The organism is Paenibacillus pasadenensis (genome assembly GCF_002864175.1).
In the GTDB taxonomy this organism is placed as follows: domain Bacteria; phylum Bacillota; class Bacilli; order Paenibacillales; family Paenibacillaceae; genus Paenibacillus_O; species Paenibacillus_O pasadenensis.
Genome location: NZ_NFEZ01000001.1, coordinates 638,624 through 655,901 on the forward strand (window position 1 = coordinate 638,624; position 17,278 = coordinate 655,901).

The following is a 17,278-nucleotide window of genomic DNA, read 5'->3' on the forward strand; positions in this document are numbered from 1 at the left end:
CAATTCGACAGCCTTTTAGTAGAGTCGGGATATTGGCGGAGTCTGGTTTAGGAGGAGATTACATTGAAAAGAAGAACACAGGCAACAGCAGCGCTCGCATTGGCCGCAGCGATTGGAGTCGGTACCCAGTGGCAAGCCATTCTCAAGACGTGGAACGGAGAGGCCTTTGCCGCCTCTTCGAGCACCTCCGCCTCGGTCGGCACTGTGCCGGGCACGGCGGACGATCCGGTCGTCACCAAGAGCTATGTCGATCAAAAGATCGCCGAAGCGCTTAAGGGAGGAGCGACAGCTCCGACCAGCACGCCGTCGCCGTCACCGTCGCAGGCGCCGTCCTCGGCTCCGACGGCGGCGCCGGGCGCAGGCGGAGGAAGCTCCGACGAAGGCGGCGTCAAGGTCATCAACGTGCCGCTGGGCAAAACGCTGATCGCTGCCGACGGTACGGAGGTCGTCGTGCGGGGCGGCAAGGCGGTTGCCTATAGCCCGGACAGCAACGGCATCGCCGACGTCACGGCGGGCATCGACATCAAGTCCGGCTCGAGCGTGCCGCAAAACCATCTGATCCTGTTTCCTCGGGGCGGGAGGGGCGTAGGCTCGGCGGACGGCATGAAAGTCGGCCTGACCGTCATGGTGCGCGGGGCTTATGAGATCAAGACGATCGAGAAGTAAGCGGGGATATTTTTCCCGAAGTGGCAACAGGTTATACGCGTAGCGGACGCGGCGCGGCGGCAAGCTACTAGCACATCCTTATCTATCCCAATCCTTTGGAGGTGCTTGGTGCAATGGCAAAGACAAACCGCGTCGTCGTCCCTGCATGCAAGGAAATGCTCAATCAGATGAAATATGAAATCGCCGGCGAGCTGGGCTTGTACTCCGCACCGGCTCCTGGCTCTGCGGATACGGAATTTGCTGGCGAGCTCGGCGCATCCGGACCGGCATCCGCTCCTGGCTCGATCCACTGGTCGTCGCTGGCGACTCGCCAAGCCGGCTCGGTCGGCGGCGAAATTACGAAACGTCTGGTCGCCAAAGCCGAGCAGTCGATGCTTGGCCTGTAAGCGGGAATTTCGGTGAGAGGCAAGGCGAGTTCACGATCTGTTCACAGCTGAACCCGCCTTGCCGCACTTGCCGCTCGAGTCCTTAGAACCAGGATCCGGCAAGGGATTCCGTCCATTGACACGATCCGACAGTTGGGCTATCATAGTGTCCTAGAAGAGTTGTCTACCCGACCTTTTCCAATGGGAAAAGGTTGATTTTTTGTTAAGACATCATCCTTTTCTCATTCCATGGTTCTAGGAGGTCGATCAGCTTGTCCCTTAAAGGAAGACACCTGTTTACTTCGGAATCCGTAACGGAAGGCCATCCCGATAAAATATGCGACCAGATTTCTGACGCAGTTCTCGACGCTTTCCTTGAAGTGGATCCCCATGCCCGCGTAGCTTGCGAGGTATCCGTAGCGACCGGTCTCGTACTCGTCATCGGCGAGATCAGCAGCCGCGCGGACTATGTCGACATCTCCGCGATCGCGCGCCGCACGATCAAGGAAATCGGCTATACCCGCGCCAAGTACGGCTTCGACTCTACGACCTGCGCCGTGCTGACCTCGCTCAACGAGCAGTCGGCCGACATCGCTCAAGGCGTCAACGCCGCGATCGAGACGCGTGAGGGCAAAGACGTCCATCAGGAAAACGAAGACATCGGCGCCGGCGACCAAGGCCTCATGTTCGGCTTCGCGACGAACGAGACGCCGGAGCTGATGCCGCTGCCGATCGCGCTGTCGCACCGCATCGCCCGCCGTCTGGCGGAAGTGCGCAAGAACGGCACCCTCGACTACCTCCGTCCGGACGGCAAGACGCAAGTCACGATCGAATACGACGAGAACGGCAAGCCGGTCCGCGTCGATACGATCGTCGTCTCCACGCAGCATGACGAGAAGGCGACGTTGGAGCAGATTCAAAAGGATATCCGCGAGCATGTCATCGCTCCGGCCGTGCCGGCTGAATGGCTTGACGCAGAGACGAAATACTTCATCAATCCGACGGGCCGTTTCGTCATCGGCGGTCCTCAAGGCGATGCCGGCTTGACCGGCCGCAAAATCATCGTCGACACCTACGGCGGCTACGCTCGTCATGGCGGCGGCGCATTCTCCGGCAAGGATCCGACGAAGGTCGACCGTTCCGCCGCTTACGCAGCCCGCTATGTGGCCAAGAACATCGTTGCCGCTGGCCTGGCCGACAAGTGCGAGATCCAGCTGGCTTACGCGATCGGCGTAGCCAACCCGGTTTCGATCAACGTCGACACCTACGGTACGGGCAAAGTGGCCGAGGAGAAGCTCGTGGAGCTCATCCGCGCCAACTTCGACCTGCGCCCGGCCGGCATCATCAAGATGCTGGACCTGCGTCGTCCGATCTACGGCAAGACCGCTGCCTACGGCCACTTCGGCCGTACGGACATCGATCTTCCGTGGGAGCGCGTGGACAAGGCTTCCCTGCTCAAGCAGGAAGCGCTGGTCTAAGCAAGATTGCAAGCAGAGCCTCTGTCTCCATTTCATGGAGCAGGGGCTTTTTTGCGTTCAGATGCTATCGCTTTCTCCATTTTTCCTAAACATTCCCTGCGCAGCGACCGACAAAGTAACTACGAATGTTCAATCGGGGAGTGGAAAATGGTCGTGGGAAAACGATTGTGGTTGAAAGGAATCGTCGCTCTGCTTGTACTGGCGCACACGGCTTTGCCTGCAGCCGGATTGACGGCAGGCACCGCGTACGCGGCCCAAGGGGGGCCGGTCGCAGCAGGCAAATATCCGGCCGACGACGCTGCGGCGGCGCCGGCGAACGCCAGGCTTTCGCTCTATTTCGACGAGCCGGTCTTGAAAGGCAACGGGGCGGCCGTCATCTCGATCCGCAAGGTTGCGGACAACTCCGAATGGGGGCGCTACGCCGTCTCGGACAGCCGGGTGACGGTCGATCCGTCCAACTCGTCCCTCGTGACGATCCAGCCGGAGCGTCCGTTCGAGGCGAGGCAGTCCTATTATGTGCTGATCGACAGCGGCAGCTTCGTCAGCCAGTCCGGCAGCGGCGCTTTCGCCGGCATCTCGAGCGCGACGGAGTGGAATTTCACTGCAGCCGAGCCGGATACCTCCGCGCCTGTTGCGACGGACTATAGCCCGGGCTCCGGCCAAGGGGACGCGTCGGTCTTTTCGGCGCTGCGCATTACGTTCAACGAAGCGGTGTTCCCGGCTGCGGGCTTCCTGCAACTGACGAACGCCTCGACCGGAGACAGCGTGCCGATCGGCATCACCTCGACGCTGGTCAGCGGCGGGGGGACGAACGTTCTGTCGATCGCGCCGCCAAACGGCTTGCTGCCGAGCCAGTCATATACGGTGAGCGCTCCGGCTGGCCTGTTCCAGGACGGCTCGGGCAACCGCTCCGGATCGATCGGCTGGAGCTTCCGGACGGCGGCTTCGCCGATCGGGGTGACGGGGATGAATCCGACAAATGGCACCCAAGGCGTGGACGTCCGGACGGAGCTGAAGCTCGTCTTCGACAAGCCGGTCAGCCCGAACAGCAGCTCCGCCGCGCCTAAGCGCATCGAGCTCAAGAAGGTATCCGACAACAGCACGGTCCAAAGCTGGACGGCGGATCAGCTGAGATACGCCGATGACGGGAGGAGCGCGATCCTCCCGCATAACGGCCTCGCCGGCAGCACCGCTTATTATGTGCTGGTCGATGCCGCCGCATTCCGCAGCGGCGACCTGCTGTTCGCCGGCATCCGCGACGCGGCGGCGTGGACGTTCACGACCCGCGCGGTCAGCGACAGCAAGGGGCCGTCGCTGACCGGCCTGTCTCCCGGCAACGGCGAGACGATCGCCGCGGGGGACAGCAAGCTGGCGATGAGCTTCGACCGCGCGGTCTACCCGGGCACGGGCAGCTTCGTCCTCCGCAGCGCCCAGGACTCGGCGATCGTCGCGACGATCCCGGTCACGTCCGAGCAGGTCGCGGGCTTCGGCAGCAGCCGCATCGCGATCGATCCGCGCATCTCCTTCCAGGAAGGAGCGCGCTACTATGTCGAGATCGGCACGCAGGCGATCCGCGACGCGGCGGGCACGGCTTATGCCGGCCTGGCAGGGAGCTCGGCATGGAGCTTCACGGCGACCCGCGACTGGACGCCGCCGTCCGTCCTGACGCTGCGTCCGGCGAGCGGCAGCGACTCGGTCTCGACGATTGCCGCGTTCGAGGCGGTGTTCACGGAACCGGTGCGGTTGAGCGACGGCTACCAGATTCTGATCCATAAAGCCGGCTCGTCCGATACGTACACGGTCAAAGCTCAAGTGACGGCCGATCGGCCGGATACGGTCGTCATCCGTCCGGACGCGCCGCTGCCCGGCGGCGGGGAATACTACATGGAGATCGGCGTGAACAGCATCCGCGATGCAGCCGGCAACGGCTTCGGCGGCATCCTCAACGAGTACCAATGGCGATTCAAGACGCTGCGCGCCACGACAGCGGCGCCCGCGCTCAGCAAGGTCGAGATGCTAAGCCCGTCCAAGATTCGCCTTACCTACGACAATGAGCTCGATTCGTCAGCGGTGCCTTATCCCGCGAGCTTCTACGTGACGGTCAACGATGCTTCCGCGGCGCGTGAGATCAGCCAGGCGAGCGTTTCGGGCAATACGGTCGTGCTCGAGCTGCGCAGCGGCATTCTGAACGGGCAGAAGGTGACCGTCGCTTATACCGCTCCGACCGATCCTGGCAGCATGCGGGCAATCCGCGGCCTTGGCGGAGCTCGAGCGGCCGGATTCTCCGGCCGCCAGGCGACCTACGATGCTTCGGCGGCTCAGCCCAAGCTGACCGGAGGCAGCGTGGCGGGGAGCCAGCTGCGGCTGACGTTCAGCGACGCGCTCGGCGCCGCGAAGGCGGACTGGGCTTCGCAGTTCGCCCTTTATGTCAACGATCGCTACCATTCGCTCAGCGAGCCGGCCGTTAACGGCAACGTGCTGACGTTCAAGCTGGCCTCGGCGGCAGGCGGCGAGGGCGGCGCCTACATCAACTATGCGCCTGGCACGAATCCGGTCATGGACCAGTCGGGCAACCTGCTGGCGGCATTCAGCGGCGCCTATATCCAGAACCTGCTCGATACGAGCCGGCCGGTGCTCACCGGCGTGGCCGCAGCAGGCAGCAAGGTCACCTTGACGTACAACGAAGGACTGAACGGATCGCTGCTGCCGCTGCGCAGCCAGTTCGCCGTCCTGAGCGGCACGAGCTCGATGAGCATCAGCGGCGTCTCCGTGGAAGGCAACAAGCTTATCCTGACGCTGGCGAGCTCGCTGACGGCCGGCACGTCGGTCAAGGTGAGCTACGTCCAGGGCGTGCCTCCGCTCGCCGATCTGGCGGGCAATCCGGCCGAAAGCTTCAGCAACCGCGAGGCGGGCGTCAGCGGCACTTATCCGGTGTTCCTGTCGGGCAGCGCCTCCGGCGCGGCCGTGACGCTGCTGTACAGCATGCCGCTGGATCCGGCCGCCGTGCCGGGGCCGTCCCAGTTTTCGTTCCGCGCCGGCGGCACGCTCATCCCGGTGTCCAGCGTAAGCGTCTCCGGCTCCGTCGTCACGCTGCTGCTGGGCAGCTCGGTCGCGCCGGGACAGACGCTGACGCTGACGTACAGCCCGCCGACCTACAATCCGCTGCGCCTGGCGGGCGGCGATGCGGCGGCGGCGCTCTCCTCCGTCGCGATCGCCAACCTCGGCGCAAGCGACGGCTCCGGCAGCGGCGCCGGAGGCGGCACGGGCAGCAAGGCTCTGGGCCAGCTGACGGAGCTGGACGTTTCGACCAGCCCGGACGTCTCCCCGGCCGGCCGCGTCGCGACCCGCTATACGGTGCTCAACGAGCGGCTGGCGGCCGCTTACCAGGCCGCGCGCGCCGCCGGCCAGTCCAAGGTGAGCTTCCAGGTGCCGGATACGAACAAGGCAGGGCTGGTCGCTCTCCCGCTGGCCACTCTGCAGCAGATGATGAGCGCCAGCAACGCTTCCTTCGAGATCCAATTCGATACGCTGACCGTGGAGCTTCCTTTGCAGGCGATCGATTATGAAAAAACCGCCAAGCTGCTCAATGCGGGCGGCACGACCGGCTATCTGCTGCTCTCGCTCGATACGAGCGCAAGCTCGCTGGCCGGCACGCTGCAGTTCGCGATGAGCCGCGCCAGCGCCAGCCTGCTGGCCGGGCCGATCAGCATCGACCTGTCGCTCGTCAGCGGCAGCAGCACGACCAAGGTCGCCTACAGCGGCCTCAAGCGGATGATGACGACGACGCTCCGCTCCGCGTCCGTCATTCCGGCGGCGCAGGCCGCAGGCGTCTTCTACGATCCGGAGACGAGCCTGATGAGCTATGTCCCGACCAAGACGCAGAGCGCGGGCAGCGGCTCGGCTGTCGTGCTGAAGCACCGGGACGGCGGCGTCTTCGTAATCGCCAGGGGCAGCGCGGTGCTGAGCGACATTGCCGGCCACTGGGCCAAGAACGACATCTCGACGCTGGCCGCCAAGGCGATCGTGCGTCCGCGCACGAACAGCTCGTTCGAGCCGAAAAAGACGATCACCCGCGCGGAGTTCGCCGAATTCGTCTCGCGCGCGCTCGGCCTGAAGGGCAATACGGCCGCCGCCTCCTCGGCCTACCGCGATACGAGCGGGCTCGGCGCGGCTGCCGCCTATATCGGCGCCGCCTCCGCCGCCGGCATCGTCGAGGGCGCAAGCGGCCAGTTCCGGCCGAATGATCCGGTTTCCCGCCAGGAGATGGCCGCGATGATCATCCGCGCCGTCGAAGCGGCGGAGATGAAGATCATCCCGCCTCAGCAGGAGCAGAACTACCTCGAGAAGTTCAAGGATCGCGGCAAGATCGGCAGCTGGGCCAAGAGCTACGCGGCCAAGGCGGTCTACATCGGCGTGCTGAACGGCCAGACGGCGGATCAATTCGTTCCGGCCGGCAAGGCGACGAGAGCGGAGGCTGTCGTCATGATCAAGCGCATGCTGCAGTACCTGAACATGATCGACGTCTAGGCGATCTCTACTGTGACTTGTTTTTCCGCCGGCCTGGCAGCAGGCCGGCTTTTGCTATTTTCATAGAAAAAGACATTCAACCTCGCAAAGGTGAAAAGACTATTCTATCGCCTCGTAACTTTTCTCTATTCTGGAAGTCTATTCATTCGTGTGCTAGACCAATCGAATGAAGGCAAACAGATAGGAGAGCTGCATTTCATATGAAACAGGCAAGCCGCATCAACCGCCGCAACGACGTCCGAGCCGCCGCCCCGTCTCCGGAGCGGAAGTCGCCGCGAGGCGTCTTCGTCCGCCGCGTGCTCGTAAGCACGCTTGGAGCCGCGCTCGTCATCCAGCCTCTGGCCGCGCTCGCGCCGCAGCTGCCCGGAGCGATGAGCATCCTGTCTCCCGTCGGCCGGGCCGAAGCCGCCAGCTCCAAGCTGACGGTCGTCAGCCAGGAAATGATCACCTCCGGCGCCCAGCGCATCGACTACCTCTGGAAAGGAACGCGCAGCGGCGCATCCGTCCAGTCCAATATCCATGTCATCAAGATCGACCTGAACGATCCGCATGTGAGCCTGAACGCCATCAACGGAAAGCAGGGCGTCGTCACCGGCCGCAGCAGCGTGCTGAACATGGCCAAGAACGCCGGCGCGGTCGCCGGCATCAATGCCGACTATTTCCAGACGGCCTCCTCCGACGGAGCGCCGATGGGCGCGCAGATCAGCGGCGGATCGCTGCTCGTCAGTCCGATGCAGCTGACCGGCATGTACATGTTCGGCGTCACCAAGGACCGCAAGGCGGTCATCGACCGCTACGCCTTCCAAGGCAGCGTGACGGCCGGGGACGGCTCGACGTTCGCGCTCAGCGGCATGAACCAGTCCTCCTACACCACGGAGTTTCCGACCAAAGGCTACTCGCATGCGAACGCCCTCTATCTGTACACGAGCGCCTGGACAGAGGCGAGCCGTCCTGCGGGGGCGAGCTACGCCACCCCTACGGAGGTGCTCGTGCAAGGCGGCGTCGTGCAGCAGATCTCGGAGGGCTCCGCGCTCCAGACGACGCCTCCGGCGGACGGCTTCATCCTGCGCGCGCACGGTACGGCGGCCGCTTACGTGCGGGAGCATCTGCAGATCGGCCAGCCGGTCAGCGCCGACTATCGGCTGCAGTCGCTGACGACGCAGCAGACGGTCGATCCGGCCAGCTTCGAGACGATGGTCGGCGGCCATACGATTCTCGTCGAGAACGGCAAGGCAGCGGCGTTCTCCCGCAGCGTCTCCTCGATCAGCGGCTCATCCGCGCGCTCGCGTACGGCAGGCGGCTATTCAGCGGACGGACGCACCGTGTATCTCGTCACGGCCGAGGACAACGGCAGCAGCTCCGGACTGACGCTCGCGGAGCTGCAGTCGGTGCTCGTCGAGCTCGGCGTCAGCAAGGCGGTCAACTTCGACGGCGGCGGCTCGACGACGATGGTCGCTCGTCCGCTCGGCGAATTCGGCCTGCAGCTCGGCCATCCGACGGAATACGGGACGACGATGCGCCAGGTGTCCAACGGGCTCGGCGTGTTCACGTCCGCGCCGCAGGGCGCGATCAAGGGCATCAAGGCGAGCGGCTCGGGCGTGCTGTTCCTCGGGCAGTCGGCCGCGTACGAGCTCAAGGCGTACGATCAATACTACAATCCGCTCGATCCGGCAGGCCTCGGCGCGAGCTGGAGCGCCCAAGGCATCGCGGGCAGCTGGAGCGGCAATACGTTCACCGCGTCCAAGACGGGAACCGGCTCGATCACTGTCAAATCCGGCTCGGCGACGGACAAGCTGCCGGTCGTCGTCGTGGGCTCGGACGCGATTCAGTCGCTGAAGATCGGCACCGCCCAAGGCGCGCTCGAGGCGGGCACGCAGCTGGACGTGCCGGTGACGGCGACGCTCAAGGACGGCGGAACCTACACCTTGCCTTCCGAGGCGGTCAAGTGGGAGTTCCGCGGCTTCACGGCGGCCCGCAGCGGCGACAAGCTGACGGTGCAGAGCGTGTCTGAGGGCGCGCAGGTCGGATATGCCATCGCCCGCTATGACGGCTTCTCCGCGCTCCTGACGCTCGCCAAGGGAAGCGGCAGCCGGCAGCTGGCCGACTTCGACAAGCTCCAGCCGGCCTTCTCCTTCACCTCGACCGCCGGGGTGACAGGCTCCGCCCAGCTGACGAGCGGACTGGCCGCGGAAAACGGCACCGGCGCGCTGAGCCTCGGCTACGATTTCACGAGCGGCTCGACCGATACGCGCGCGGCTTATGCCTCGTTCGGAGCCGGCGTCCCGATCGACGAGCAGCCGACCTCGCTCTCCGTCGATGTGTTCGGCGACGCCAGCCTGAACTGGGCGCGCGCCGAGCTGACGGACGCCGCCGGCGCGAAGCATCTGCTCACGCTGTCCAAGGCGGTCGACTGGACCGGCTGGCGCACGATCAAGGTGCCGCTGTCGGAGTCGGGCACGGCGGTGAAATATCCGGTCAAGCTGACCCGCCTTTACGTCGCGAGCCTCAAGGACGGCGCGGACGAGCGCGCGGCGGCGGGCACGATCGCTTTCGACAACGTCTCCGTCGACGCTCCGACGTCGGTGCCGGAGCCGGCCAAAGCGAAGATCGAGATGAGGGCCGGCAGCAAGACCGCGATGATCGACGGCAAGACGACCGCTCTCGATTCCGCTCCTTATATCAAGGACGGCGTGACGTACTTGCCGCTGCGCTTTGTCGCGAGCTCGCTCGGCAGCACGGTCGATTACGAGGCGGCGTCGAAGCGCGTCTCCGTGCTGAGAGGGGTCAAGCTGCTGGAGCTCGTCATCGGCAGCAAGGATCTGGTCGTAAACGGCGTCCGCGCGGCGGCTCCGGCCGCTCCGATCGAACGCGGAGGAAGGACTTTGGTCCCGATCCGCGTCGTCTCTGAGCAGATGGGACTATCCGTAAAATGGGACGGCGCGACTAAGCGGATTACCGTCGAATGATAGACTTCCTCGCAGGGAGCCTATGGTATGATAGAGAGTGACCTGCTGACGCGAGGCGCTGCCGTCCTAAGGGACAGCAGCGCCATTTCGTCGCTTATGCAGGATTATCCAGCTACAGAAAGGCAGCTGTGATGCAGGTGGACAATCGCATTGTGGATATCGACCGGGTCATCAAAAACGCGATCCAGGTCATGGAGGACAGCAAATACCAGATCTATGAAATCTGCGAATCCGCGCGCAAGGAGATGCTTACGCTCGAGCAGGAGCTGAACCAGGTGCTCCAGGATACCGTCCAGACGATCGACAAGGTCGACAAGCTGGAGATGGAGTATCGGCTTGCCCGCATCCGGCTGACCGAGGTGAGCCGCGACTTCGTGCGCTATAAAGAGGAAGACATCAAGAACGCCTATGAAAGGGCGACCCAGCTGCAGCTCGACCTGATGGTGTACCGCGAGAAGGAGACCTATCTCAAGGCGCGCCGCGACGACCTGCAGAAGCGGGTGAAAAACGTCGAGAGCTCGGTCGAGCGGGCCGAGACGATCCACTCTCAGATCAACGTCGTGCTGGAGTATTTGGCCGGCGATCTGACGCAGGTGACCCGCATTTTGGAGTCCGCCAAAAACCGCCAGCTGATCGGCCTCAAGATCATTCTGGCGCAGGAGGAGGAGCGCAAGCGCATTGCCCGGGAGATTCACGACGGCCCGGCGCAGTCGCTGGCCAACCTCGTGCTGCGGACAGAAATTGCAGAAAGAATGCTGGTAAAGCAGGAATTTCAGATGGTGCAGCACGAATTAGTAGACTTAAAGGCGCAGGTCCGGTCAGGACTAGAAGAAATCCGCAAGATTATATTCAATTTGCGACCGATGGCGCTAGATGATTTAGGACTTGTTCCCACTTTGCGTAAGTATGTGCAGGATTTTGAGGAAAAAACACGAATTCATACGGTGTTCGAGACGATCGGGCGGGAAATCCGCCTCCCTTCGGCCATGGAGGCGGGCATCTACCGTCTGGTTCAAGAGGCGTTCACGAATGCGATGAAGCATGCCAGCGCCAGCTACGTTTCGTTGGAGCTGACCTACCAGTCGCAGATGGTGAAGATCGCCGTCCAGGATAACGGGATCGGCTTCGACGCCGAGCTCATCGAGTCCAGAGCCAAGATCAACTCTCATTTTGGCCTGATGGGGATGCGCGAGCGCGTCGAGCTGCTGGAAGGCCGGCTGGAGCTCGAATCGTCCAGCGGCCAGGGCACCAAGATCACGATCCATATCCCGACAGGCGTGGATCAGCGAAAGGAGTAGCAATGCATATGGACCTGAACGCAGCAGGAGGCAAGCGCAAGATCAAGCTGCTGATTGCCGACGATCATCAGCTTTTCCGGGAAGGCCTCAAGCGAATTCTCAACATGGAAGACGACCTGGAAGTGATCGGGGAATGCAGCGACGGAATTCAGGTTCTGGAGTTCTGCAATCAGCAACAGCCGGAAGTCGTGCTCATGGACATCAATATGCCGATCGAGAACGGCGTCGTCGCGACCGAGCGGCTGCGGGACCTGTTCCCGCACATCAAGGTCATCATCCTCTCGCTCCATGACGACGAGAGCTACGTCTTCGAGACGCTTCGCAAGGGAGCGACCGGCTATCTGCTCAAGGACATGGAGGCGGAGTCGCTCATCAACGCGATCCGCTCCGTCGTGCAGGGCCATGCCTATATCCATCCGAAGGTGACCGGCAAGCTGATCAACCAGCTGCGCCGAATGACCTACCTCGACGAGATGGGCGCCGGCACCGGGGCGGCGGCCGGACGCGAGACCGGCGTGAAGTTCGTCGCCGGCGAGAACAACCCGCTCACCCGCCGCGAGGCCGAGGTGCTTCGCCTGATGGCGGAGGGCAAGAGCAACAAGATGATCGGGGAGTTCCTGTTCATCAGCGAGAAGACCGTCAAGAACCACGTCTCCAGCATCCTGCAAAAGATGGAAGTCGACGACCGCACGCAAGCCGTCATCAACTCCATCAAGTACGGCTGGGTCACGCTCTAGCGCGAGACGAGCGAGAGGCGGCTCGTCCGAGGCGGGCGAGCGCAGGCCGGAGCCCGGCCCGGACGGATCCAAGCGGCTTCGGGCGCAAGCGCGAAAGCTACATAGCAAGGACGCTTCGGCGCGAAGCAGCTGAAGCGCAAGCGGTGAAAAAAGAAGAAGGGCTGCGGCCCTTCGCGTACGAGCCCCGGGAGCGATTCCGGAGGCTCGTTTTTTTTGGCATGCGCTCGGGAACGAAAGGACGGAGCTGCGCTCATGACGCCATGAAGCCTCCTCGCCGTAACGCCTAGGCTGCCTTCGGCATACGGTACCGTATCAGGCTCCGGAGCGCCGGCGCGAAAGGGCGGATCGGCCCGGCGCTCTCGCTTCGGCTGGCAGAGGAGGAGACGGGATGTACGAAATCTTGATCGGCGTCATCGCCTGTTACGGAGCGGCCGTGGCAACGGTCCACCTTTTCTGGAGAAGAGCATCCAGGCGGCCGCAGTCGGAGAGCCATTTCATCTTGTTGACCCGGGACGACGAGACGGTCATCGAGCACTGCCTGCGCTCGCTGCAGTCGCATGCGCGGAAATCCGGCATTCCGGTGAAGATCACCGTCTGGGACCAGGGCTCGCAGGACGGAACGGCCGAGATCGTGCGCCGCTGGAACGGCTCGATCCAGTGGGTCGGGCTGGAGCGCGCGGCGGACGGCGAGAGCGCGGTCCGGGAAGCGGAAGCATGGCGGGCCGGCTCGCCGGATGCGGAGCGGCCGGGGGAAGCCGGGCTGTCCGCCGCGGAAAGCATGGACTCGCCGCCGGCAGGGCGAAAGGCCGATTCGGAGCCGCGCAAAGGCCGCGAGCAGATCCTTTGGTCGCTGCGCGCCTCGGGCATCGTCAGCGAACTTGATCAGCCGATCCTCATCGACATGAAAAGCGACGAGGACTGGAGCAAGCTTCCTTTTTGAAGTCGGCGGCAGCGGACCGTAGAGCGTCGGGTCTTGCGGGAGCGCGTTTCTCGGCGACAGGAGGGACGGCGGGAATTCGAGCGTGCAGACGCGACGGGAAGAAGGCGCAGATGCGGAGCGACGAAGCTTTGCTTGCAGCCGTGCGCCGAGACAGGTATACTGATGTCATATGAAAGGCGCGGGTGAAGCACACCCTCGGCGGGAAACCGTCTGAGGGTGTGCTTTTTTTTTCGTTGTCCGGCCGGGCTGCCCGCAGCGGCGGGCAGGAGGAGGCGTTAAGTGAAAGCGACGCTGTATCTATATTTGGATGCCGACAAAGGCTGGCTGGCTTCCGCGACGCTGGACGCGGAAGTCGACCGGCTGTGGCGGCTTGACGCCGAATGGGCGGCGGAGGCCGCGAAGGAAGCGGGAGCATCGCCTCCTCGGCCGGCGGAGGCGATGCTCGTATGCGGCGCGCCCTTGCCGCTGGGGGCGGCCTATGAGGCTGCGGCGAGCTGGAACCGGCATGGGCCGGTGCCGGCAGGAGCCGCTTGTCGCGAGCAGCTCCTGCGCGCGAGCCGGCCTGCCGCGCCGGGAGGCGCGGCGCCGCTGCGCCTGCCGGAGGGCGGAGGCGCTGCGCCGCCTGGCGCGCGCGGGTGCCCGACGTACGTACGGTCCGGGAACCGCCCGTACGGCGGCGATGGCGTCACGGAGCGGCAGCCGCGGCGCGCGGCGGCGTGCGCGCGCTACGCCGCGCGCGCGCGCGCCGCTGCCGCTGCGCGGCGGCGCAGCGGGCTAGCGCGCCGCGCGGACGCAGCGGCTAGCGCTAGGCGGCGCTGCCGGCCGCGCGCCTCGCGGCTCCCGAGCGCGGCCTGCGGCTGCGGCAGCGGCGAGGCGCAGCTGCTGCGCACGGCCTGCGGCGCGTGCGGGAGCAGCCGCTGCGCGAGCTGCCAGGCCTGCCTGGCGCTGGGCCGCAGCCGCGAATGCGGGCTGCTCGTGCTCGGCATGCCGGCACAGGCCGGGCGGGGCGGAGCAGGGCTTGCCCCGCCCGAGCAGCTGCCCCCCGCGGCAGAACGGCTGCGCCGCTGGGGGCTCAGCCCCGCGCAGAGCGCCGCGGCAGCCTCGGCGCTCGCCTTTCTCGAGCGGCCGCTGCAGCCGCCTCCCGCTCTCGGCCTGCGGCCGCGGCTGGCCGCGCTCATGCGCGCGGCTTTGCCGTCCGCCGGCTTGCTTCGCCTGCCGCCTCTTCATCGCGGCGCCGCAGCCGCTGCCGGCCGCTTATTCCGGCGGACGCGCCGTCACAAGCCGGCAGAGCCGCATCCGTCCTTCCTGCTCTGGGCGGTTACCGGCGCGGGCAAGACCGAGATGATCTTTCCGCTGCTCGAATCCGTGCTGAGCCGAGGCGGCCGAGCGCTCGTCGCGACGCCGCGCCGGGATGTCGTGCTCGAGCTCGAGCCGCGATTGCGCCGCGCCTTTCCCGACACGCCGCCCGTCACGCTGTACGGCGGCAGTCCGCAGCGCGAGGAGGACGGGCGGCTCACGCTTGCCACGACGCATCAGCTGCTGCGCTTTCGCGAGTCGTTCGACCTGATCGTGCTCGACGAGCTCGACGCGTTTCCGTTCGCGGGCGACGCGATGCTGCACGAGGCGGCAGCGCGCAGCGGCGCCGCAGGCTCGCGCACCGTGCTGCTGACGGCTACGCCGCCTCCGTCGCTGCAGCGGCTCGCGCGGCTCGGCCGGCTGCCGCATGCCAAGGTGCCGGTGCGCTACCACCGCCATCCGCTGCCCGTGCCGCGCCTGCTGCGGACGCCGTCCGCTCTCGGCATGGCGGCTGCCGGCCGCATGCCGTCCTCGCTGCGGCAGGCGATGGCCCGTTCTCTCGATCGCGGCGCGCAGCTGTTCGTCTTTGTCCCCGCCATCCGGTCGGCGGAGCCGGTCGCCCGGCTCATCCGCAAGCTCTTCTCCGATCGGGGCGAGGTGGCGGCGACGCATTCGCAGGACCCCGAGCGAGCGGACAAGGTCGTCCGCTTCCGGCAGAAGCAGCTTCGGGTGCTCGTCACCACGACAATCCTGGAGCGGGGAGTGACGATCCCGGTCAGCGACGTGTTCATTCTCGACGCCGACTCCCGCATCTTCGACGAAGCTTCGCTCGTCCAGTCGGCAGGCCGGGCGGGAAGATCCGCCGCCGATCCGCAGGGCTTCGTCTGGTTCGCGGCCGCCTCGCCCAGCGCCTCGCAAAAAAGGGCGATCCGCCAGATCCGGCTCATGAACCGGGCGGCGCGCAAAGCGGGCTATCTCCTGTCTGGATCGGCTTCATCCCGACGCTTCCATTCTACCTTTTAAGGAGTGATCCACATGACGATGCAACCTGCCGGCGGCGCGCTCCTTTCCGAGACGCGTCCTCCGAAGCGTTCCGGAGAGCCCGCTGCCGATGATCGATTCCTGCGGCTTTCCGAGCGGGAAGAAGGAGAGGGCCCGGCGCGGCTCTATCCGCTGGCAAGCCCCACATGGCCGTCAAAGGCGCTTCGCGGGCTGCTGGGGCTGCTGGCACCTGCCCGCTCCGCTTGCGGGCTTTGCGGGAGAGGCTTCGCTCCCAGCCGGACGTCTCTTGCCGGCCTGCCGGAGGAGCTGCCCCGCTCCTGGAGCGACAGCGTCTGCGGCTCCTGCCGCAGCTCGATTCCTTGGATCCTGCGCATCCAATGCCAGGTATGCGGCCGTCCGGATTCTTGCGGCGACTGCTGCCGCCGAACCTCGGCGGGCTTCATCCGCAGCCGCAGCGCCGTCCGGTATACGCTGGAGATGCGCCAGCTGCTCGCCCGCTACAAGTACCGGGGCGAGGAGGCGCTTCAGCCTTGGCTGGCCGACATGCTGCTCCCGGCCTATGCCGCGCTGGCCGCGGAGCTGCGGCTCGCGGACCGGCTGACCGGCAGGCTGTCGGACCGGCTGGACCCCGACGCGCGAAAAGGAAAGGAGCCGTTCGATCTCGTCACATCCGTGCCGGTCAGCCGGCAGCGGCTCGCCGAGCGGGGCTTCAACCAGGCGGAGCGTCTGGCCGCCTCGCTCGCCGTCCGCGCCGGGCTGACGGCGAGGCCGCTGCTCGAGCGCAAGGAGGAGCGCGGCAAGATGAGCGCCAAGACGAGGAGGGAGCGGCTGATCGCGGCCGAGGGGCTGTTCGAGGCGGCGCCGGAAGCGGCCGGGATCCTTCGGCTGCTCGCCGCGCGGGACCCGGAACGCCGGAGGCCGCTGCGGCTGCTGGTCGTGGACGACATCTATACGACGGGAGGCACAATGGACCATTGCGCGCTTGCGCTGCAGCGCTGCTCGCCCGTGCCGATCGATCTGTACGGCCTGACCTGGGCGCGCGCGTGAGCGGCGCCTTTTTTTTTGTTTTCCCTTCTCTTCCCTGCGCTGGAAGAACATTCGCTCTCCTTTCATCTCCAAAACCGCCGCATCTCCGCCGATAATAGAAGGAGTAGAACGGGAAACGGAAAGGAACTGGTCCTATGAACCTGGACAATTGTCCGCGCTGCGGCAAGCTGTTCGCCAAAAACTTCCGCGAGGTATGTCCGGCATGCATTCGGGAGATCGACCGCGAATACGAGGCTTGCTGCGACTACCTGCGCAAAAATCGCGGCGCCGCGATTCATGAGCTGTCCGAGCAGACGGGCGTAGCGATCCGTCAGATTACGAAGTTCATCAAGGAAGGACGCATCTCCCTCATGGATGCGCCAAGCCTCAGCTATCCTTGCGAAGTGTGCGGCATCCTGATCCGGGAGGACCATATGTGCGACTCCTGCCGCCAGCGGCTGCGGGGCGAAGTGAAGCGGCTGAAGGATGCGGAGGAAGAAGAGGAGCGCCGTCAGGCAGTTCAAAAAGCCTATCGAATTAAAGATAAGACTTGAGTATGAGACAAAATTCTTGTTTAATCGATAAATATAGGACTTGACAAATAGTCCGGCTGCTCTATAAACAAAGGTTTCCGAAGGGCCGATAATAGGGTCAGAGCAGCTTAGGCCGCAGCCAGGCCAACCCAATCGAGGTGAAACGACTTGAAGATAAACGATACCGGCAGGGTTCAGCCTGTCCACACATACCAGAAGCAGAGCGAAGCGCGGGTTTCGGAGAGCGCCCGTACCCGAAAAACCGACCAGGTGCAGATCTCCGAGGAGGCCAAAGCCATGTTAGCCAGCCGCCAGCCCGAAAGCGCCGAGCGCAAGCAGCGCATCCAAGAGCTGAAGAACGAAGTGGCCGCGGGCACGTACCGTGTCGATGCCGGCAAGATCGCCGACAAGCTGTGGGATTACCTGAACTAATCTACGGAGAAC

Annotated in this window: 12 protein-coding genes; all 12 read left to right on the top strand. The window is 64.8% G+C overall.

Features of this window, described 5'->3' with window-relative positions; all coding sequences use genetic code 11:
- The first annotated feature begins 63 nt into the window (after nucleotides 1-63).
- The 12 genes from B8V81_RS02770 to flgM all read left to right on the top strand — a co-directional run bounded on the left by B8V81_RS02770 (nucleotide 64) and on the right by flgM (nucleotide 17,266).
- The gene (locus tag B8V81_RS02770) at nucleotides 64-666 is read left to right on the top strand and encodes a hypothetical protein (protein WP_146000448.1); all 603 of its coding nucleotides are present in this window, start codon (nucleotides 64-66) and stop codon (nucleotides 664-666) included.
- Between the two features lie 113 nt (nucleotides 667-779).
- Nucleotides 780-1,052 carry an alpha/beta-type small acid-soluble spore protein gene (locus B8V81_RS02775; protein WP_028598994.1) on the top strand — a complete coding sequence of 91 codons (273 nt, stop codon included), beginning with the start codon at nucleotides 780-782 and terminating at the stop codon, nucleotides 1,050-1,052.
- Between the two features lie 251 nt (nucleotides 1,053-1,303).
- Nucleotides 1,304-2,509: a methionine adenosyltransferase gene (gene metK, locus B8V81_RS02780; RefSeq protein ID WP_028598995.1), complete on the top strand. Its 1,206-nt coding sequence runs from the start codon at nucleotides 1,304-1,306 to the stop codon at nucleotides 2,507-2,509.
- Nucleotides 2,510-2,662: 153 nt separating this feature from the next.
- Nucleotides 2,663-7,036, top strand: a complete 4,374-nt coding sequence (locus tag B8V81_RS02785; protein WP_180968361.1) for an Ig-like domain-containing protein — start codon at nucleotides 2,663-2,665, stop codon at nucleotides 7,034-7,036.
- 200 nt (nucleotides 7,037-7,236) lie between these two features.
- Nucleotides 7,237-10,002 carry a stalk domain-containing protein gene (locus B8V81_RS02790; RefSeq protein ID WP_101807632.1) on the top strand — a complete coding sequence of 922 codons (2,766 nt, stop codon included), beginning with the start codon at nucleotides 7,237-7,239 and terminating at the stop codon, nucleotides 10,000-10,002.
- Nucleotides 10,003-10,133: 131 nt separating this feature from the next.
- On the top strand, nucleotides 10,134-11,300 hold the full coding sequence (locus B8V81_RS02795) for a sensor histidine kinase (protein WP_101807633.1): 1,167 nt from the start codon (nucleotides 10,134-10,136) through the stop codon (nucleotides 11,298-11,300).
- 8 nt (nucleotides 11,301-11,308) lie between these two features.
- A complete protein-coding gene (locus tag B8V81_RS02800) occupies nucleotides 11,309-12,037 on the top strand; it encodes a response regulator (protein ID WP_028598999.1) in 729 nt (242 codons plus the stop codon).
- Nucleotides 12,038-12,425: 388 nt separating this feature from the next.
- Nucleotides 12,426-12,977: a glycosyltransferase family protein gene (locus B8V81_RS02810; protein ID WP_101807635.1), complete on the top strand. Its 552-nt coding sequence runs from the start codon at nucleotides 12,426-12,428 to the stop codon at nucleotides 12,975-12,977.
- A 279-nt stretch (nucleotides 12,978-13,256) separates the two neighbouring features.
- On the top strand, nucleotides 13,257-15,296 hold the full coding sequence (locus B8V81_RS02815) for a helicase-related protein (RefSeq protein ID WP_101807636.1): 2,040 nt from the start codon (nucleotides 13,257-13,259) through the stop codon (nucleotides 15,294-15,296).
- Nucleotides 15,297-15,308: 12 nt separating this feature from the next.
- Complete coding sequence (locus B8V81_RS02820; protein ID WP_052333252.1) at nucleotides 15,309-16,322, top strand: ComFC family protein; 1,014 nt, start codon at nucleotides 15,309-15,311, stop codon at nucleotides 16,320-16,322.
- Nucleotides 16,323-16,456: 134 nt separating this feature from the next.
- Nucleotides 16,457-16,855: a flagellar protein gene (locus tag B8V81_RS02825; protein WP_028599001.1), complete on the top strand. Its 399-nt coding sequence runs from the start codon at nucleotides 16,457-16,459 to the stop codon at nucleotides 16,853-16,855.
- A 147-nt stretch (nucleotides 16,856-17,002) separates the two neighbouring features.
- Complete coding sequence (gene flgM, locus B8V81_RS02830; protein WP_101807637.1) at nucleotides 17,003-17,266, top strand: flagellar biosynthesis anti-sigma factor FlgM; 264 nt, start codon at nucleotides 17,003-17,005, stop codon at nucleotides 17,264-17,266.
- The last annotated feature ends 12 nt before the right edge of the window (nucleotides 17,267-17,278 follow it).

Bases quoted from the DNA above. Each gene is read 5' to 3' on its own strand.
- B8V81_RS02820 (WP_052333252.1), top strand. From the start codon at position 15,309: ATGACGATGCAACCTGCCGGCGGCGCGCTCCTTTCCGAGACGCGTCCT.
- B8V81_RS02810 (WP_101807635.1), top strand. From the start codon at position 12,426: ATGTACGAAATCTTGATCGGCGTCATCGCCTGTTACGGAGCGGCCGTG.
- B8V81_RS02800 (WP_028598999.1), top strand. From the start codon at position 11,309: ATGGACCTGAACGCAGCAGGAGGCAAGCGCAAGATCAAGCTGCTGATT.
- B8V81_RS02795 (WP_101807633.1), top strand. From the start codon at position 10,134: ATGCAGGTGGACAATCGCATTGTGGATATCGACCGGGTCATCAAAAAC.
- B8V81_RS02775 (WP_028598994.1), top strand. From the start codon at position 780: ATGGCAAAGACAAACCGCGTCGTCGTCCCTGCATGCAAGGAAATGCTC.
- B8V81_RS02790 (WP_101807632.1), top strand. From the start codon at position 7,237: ATGAAACAGGCAAGCCGCATCAACCGCCGCAACGACGTCCGAGCCGCC.
- B8V81_RS02825 (WP_028599001.1), top strand. From the start codon at position 16,457: ATGAACCTGGACAATTGTCCGCGCTGCGGCAAGCTGTTCGCCAAAAAC.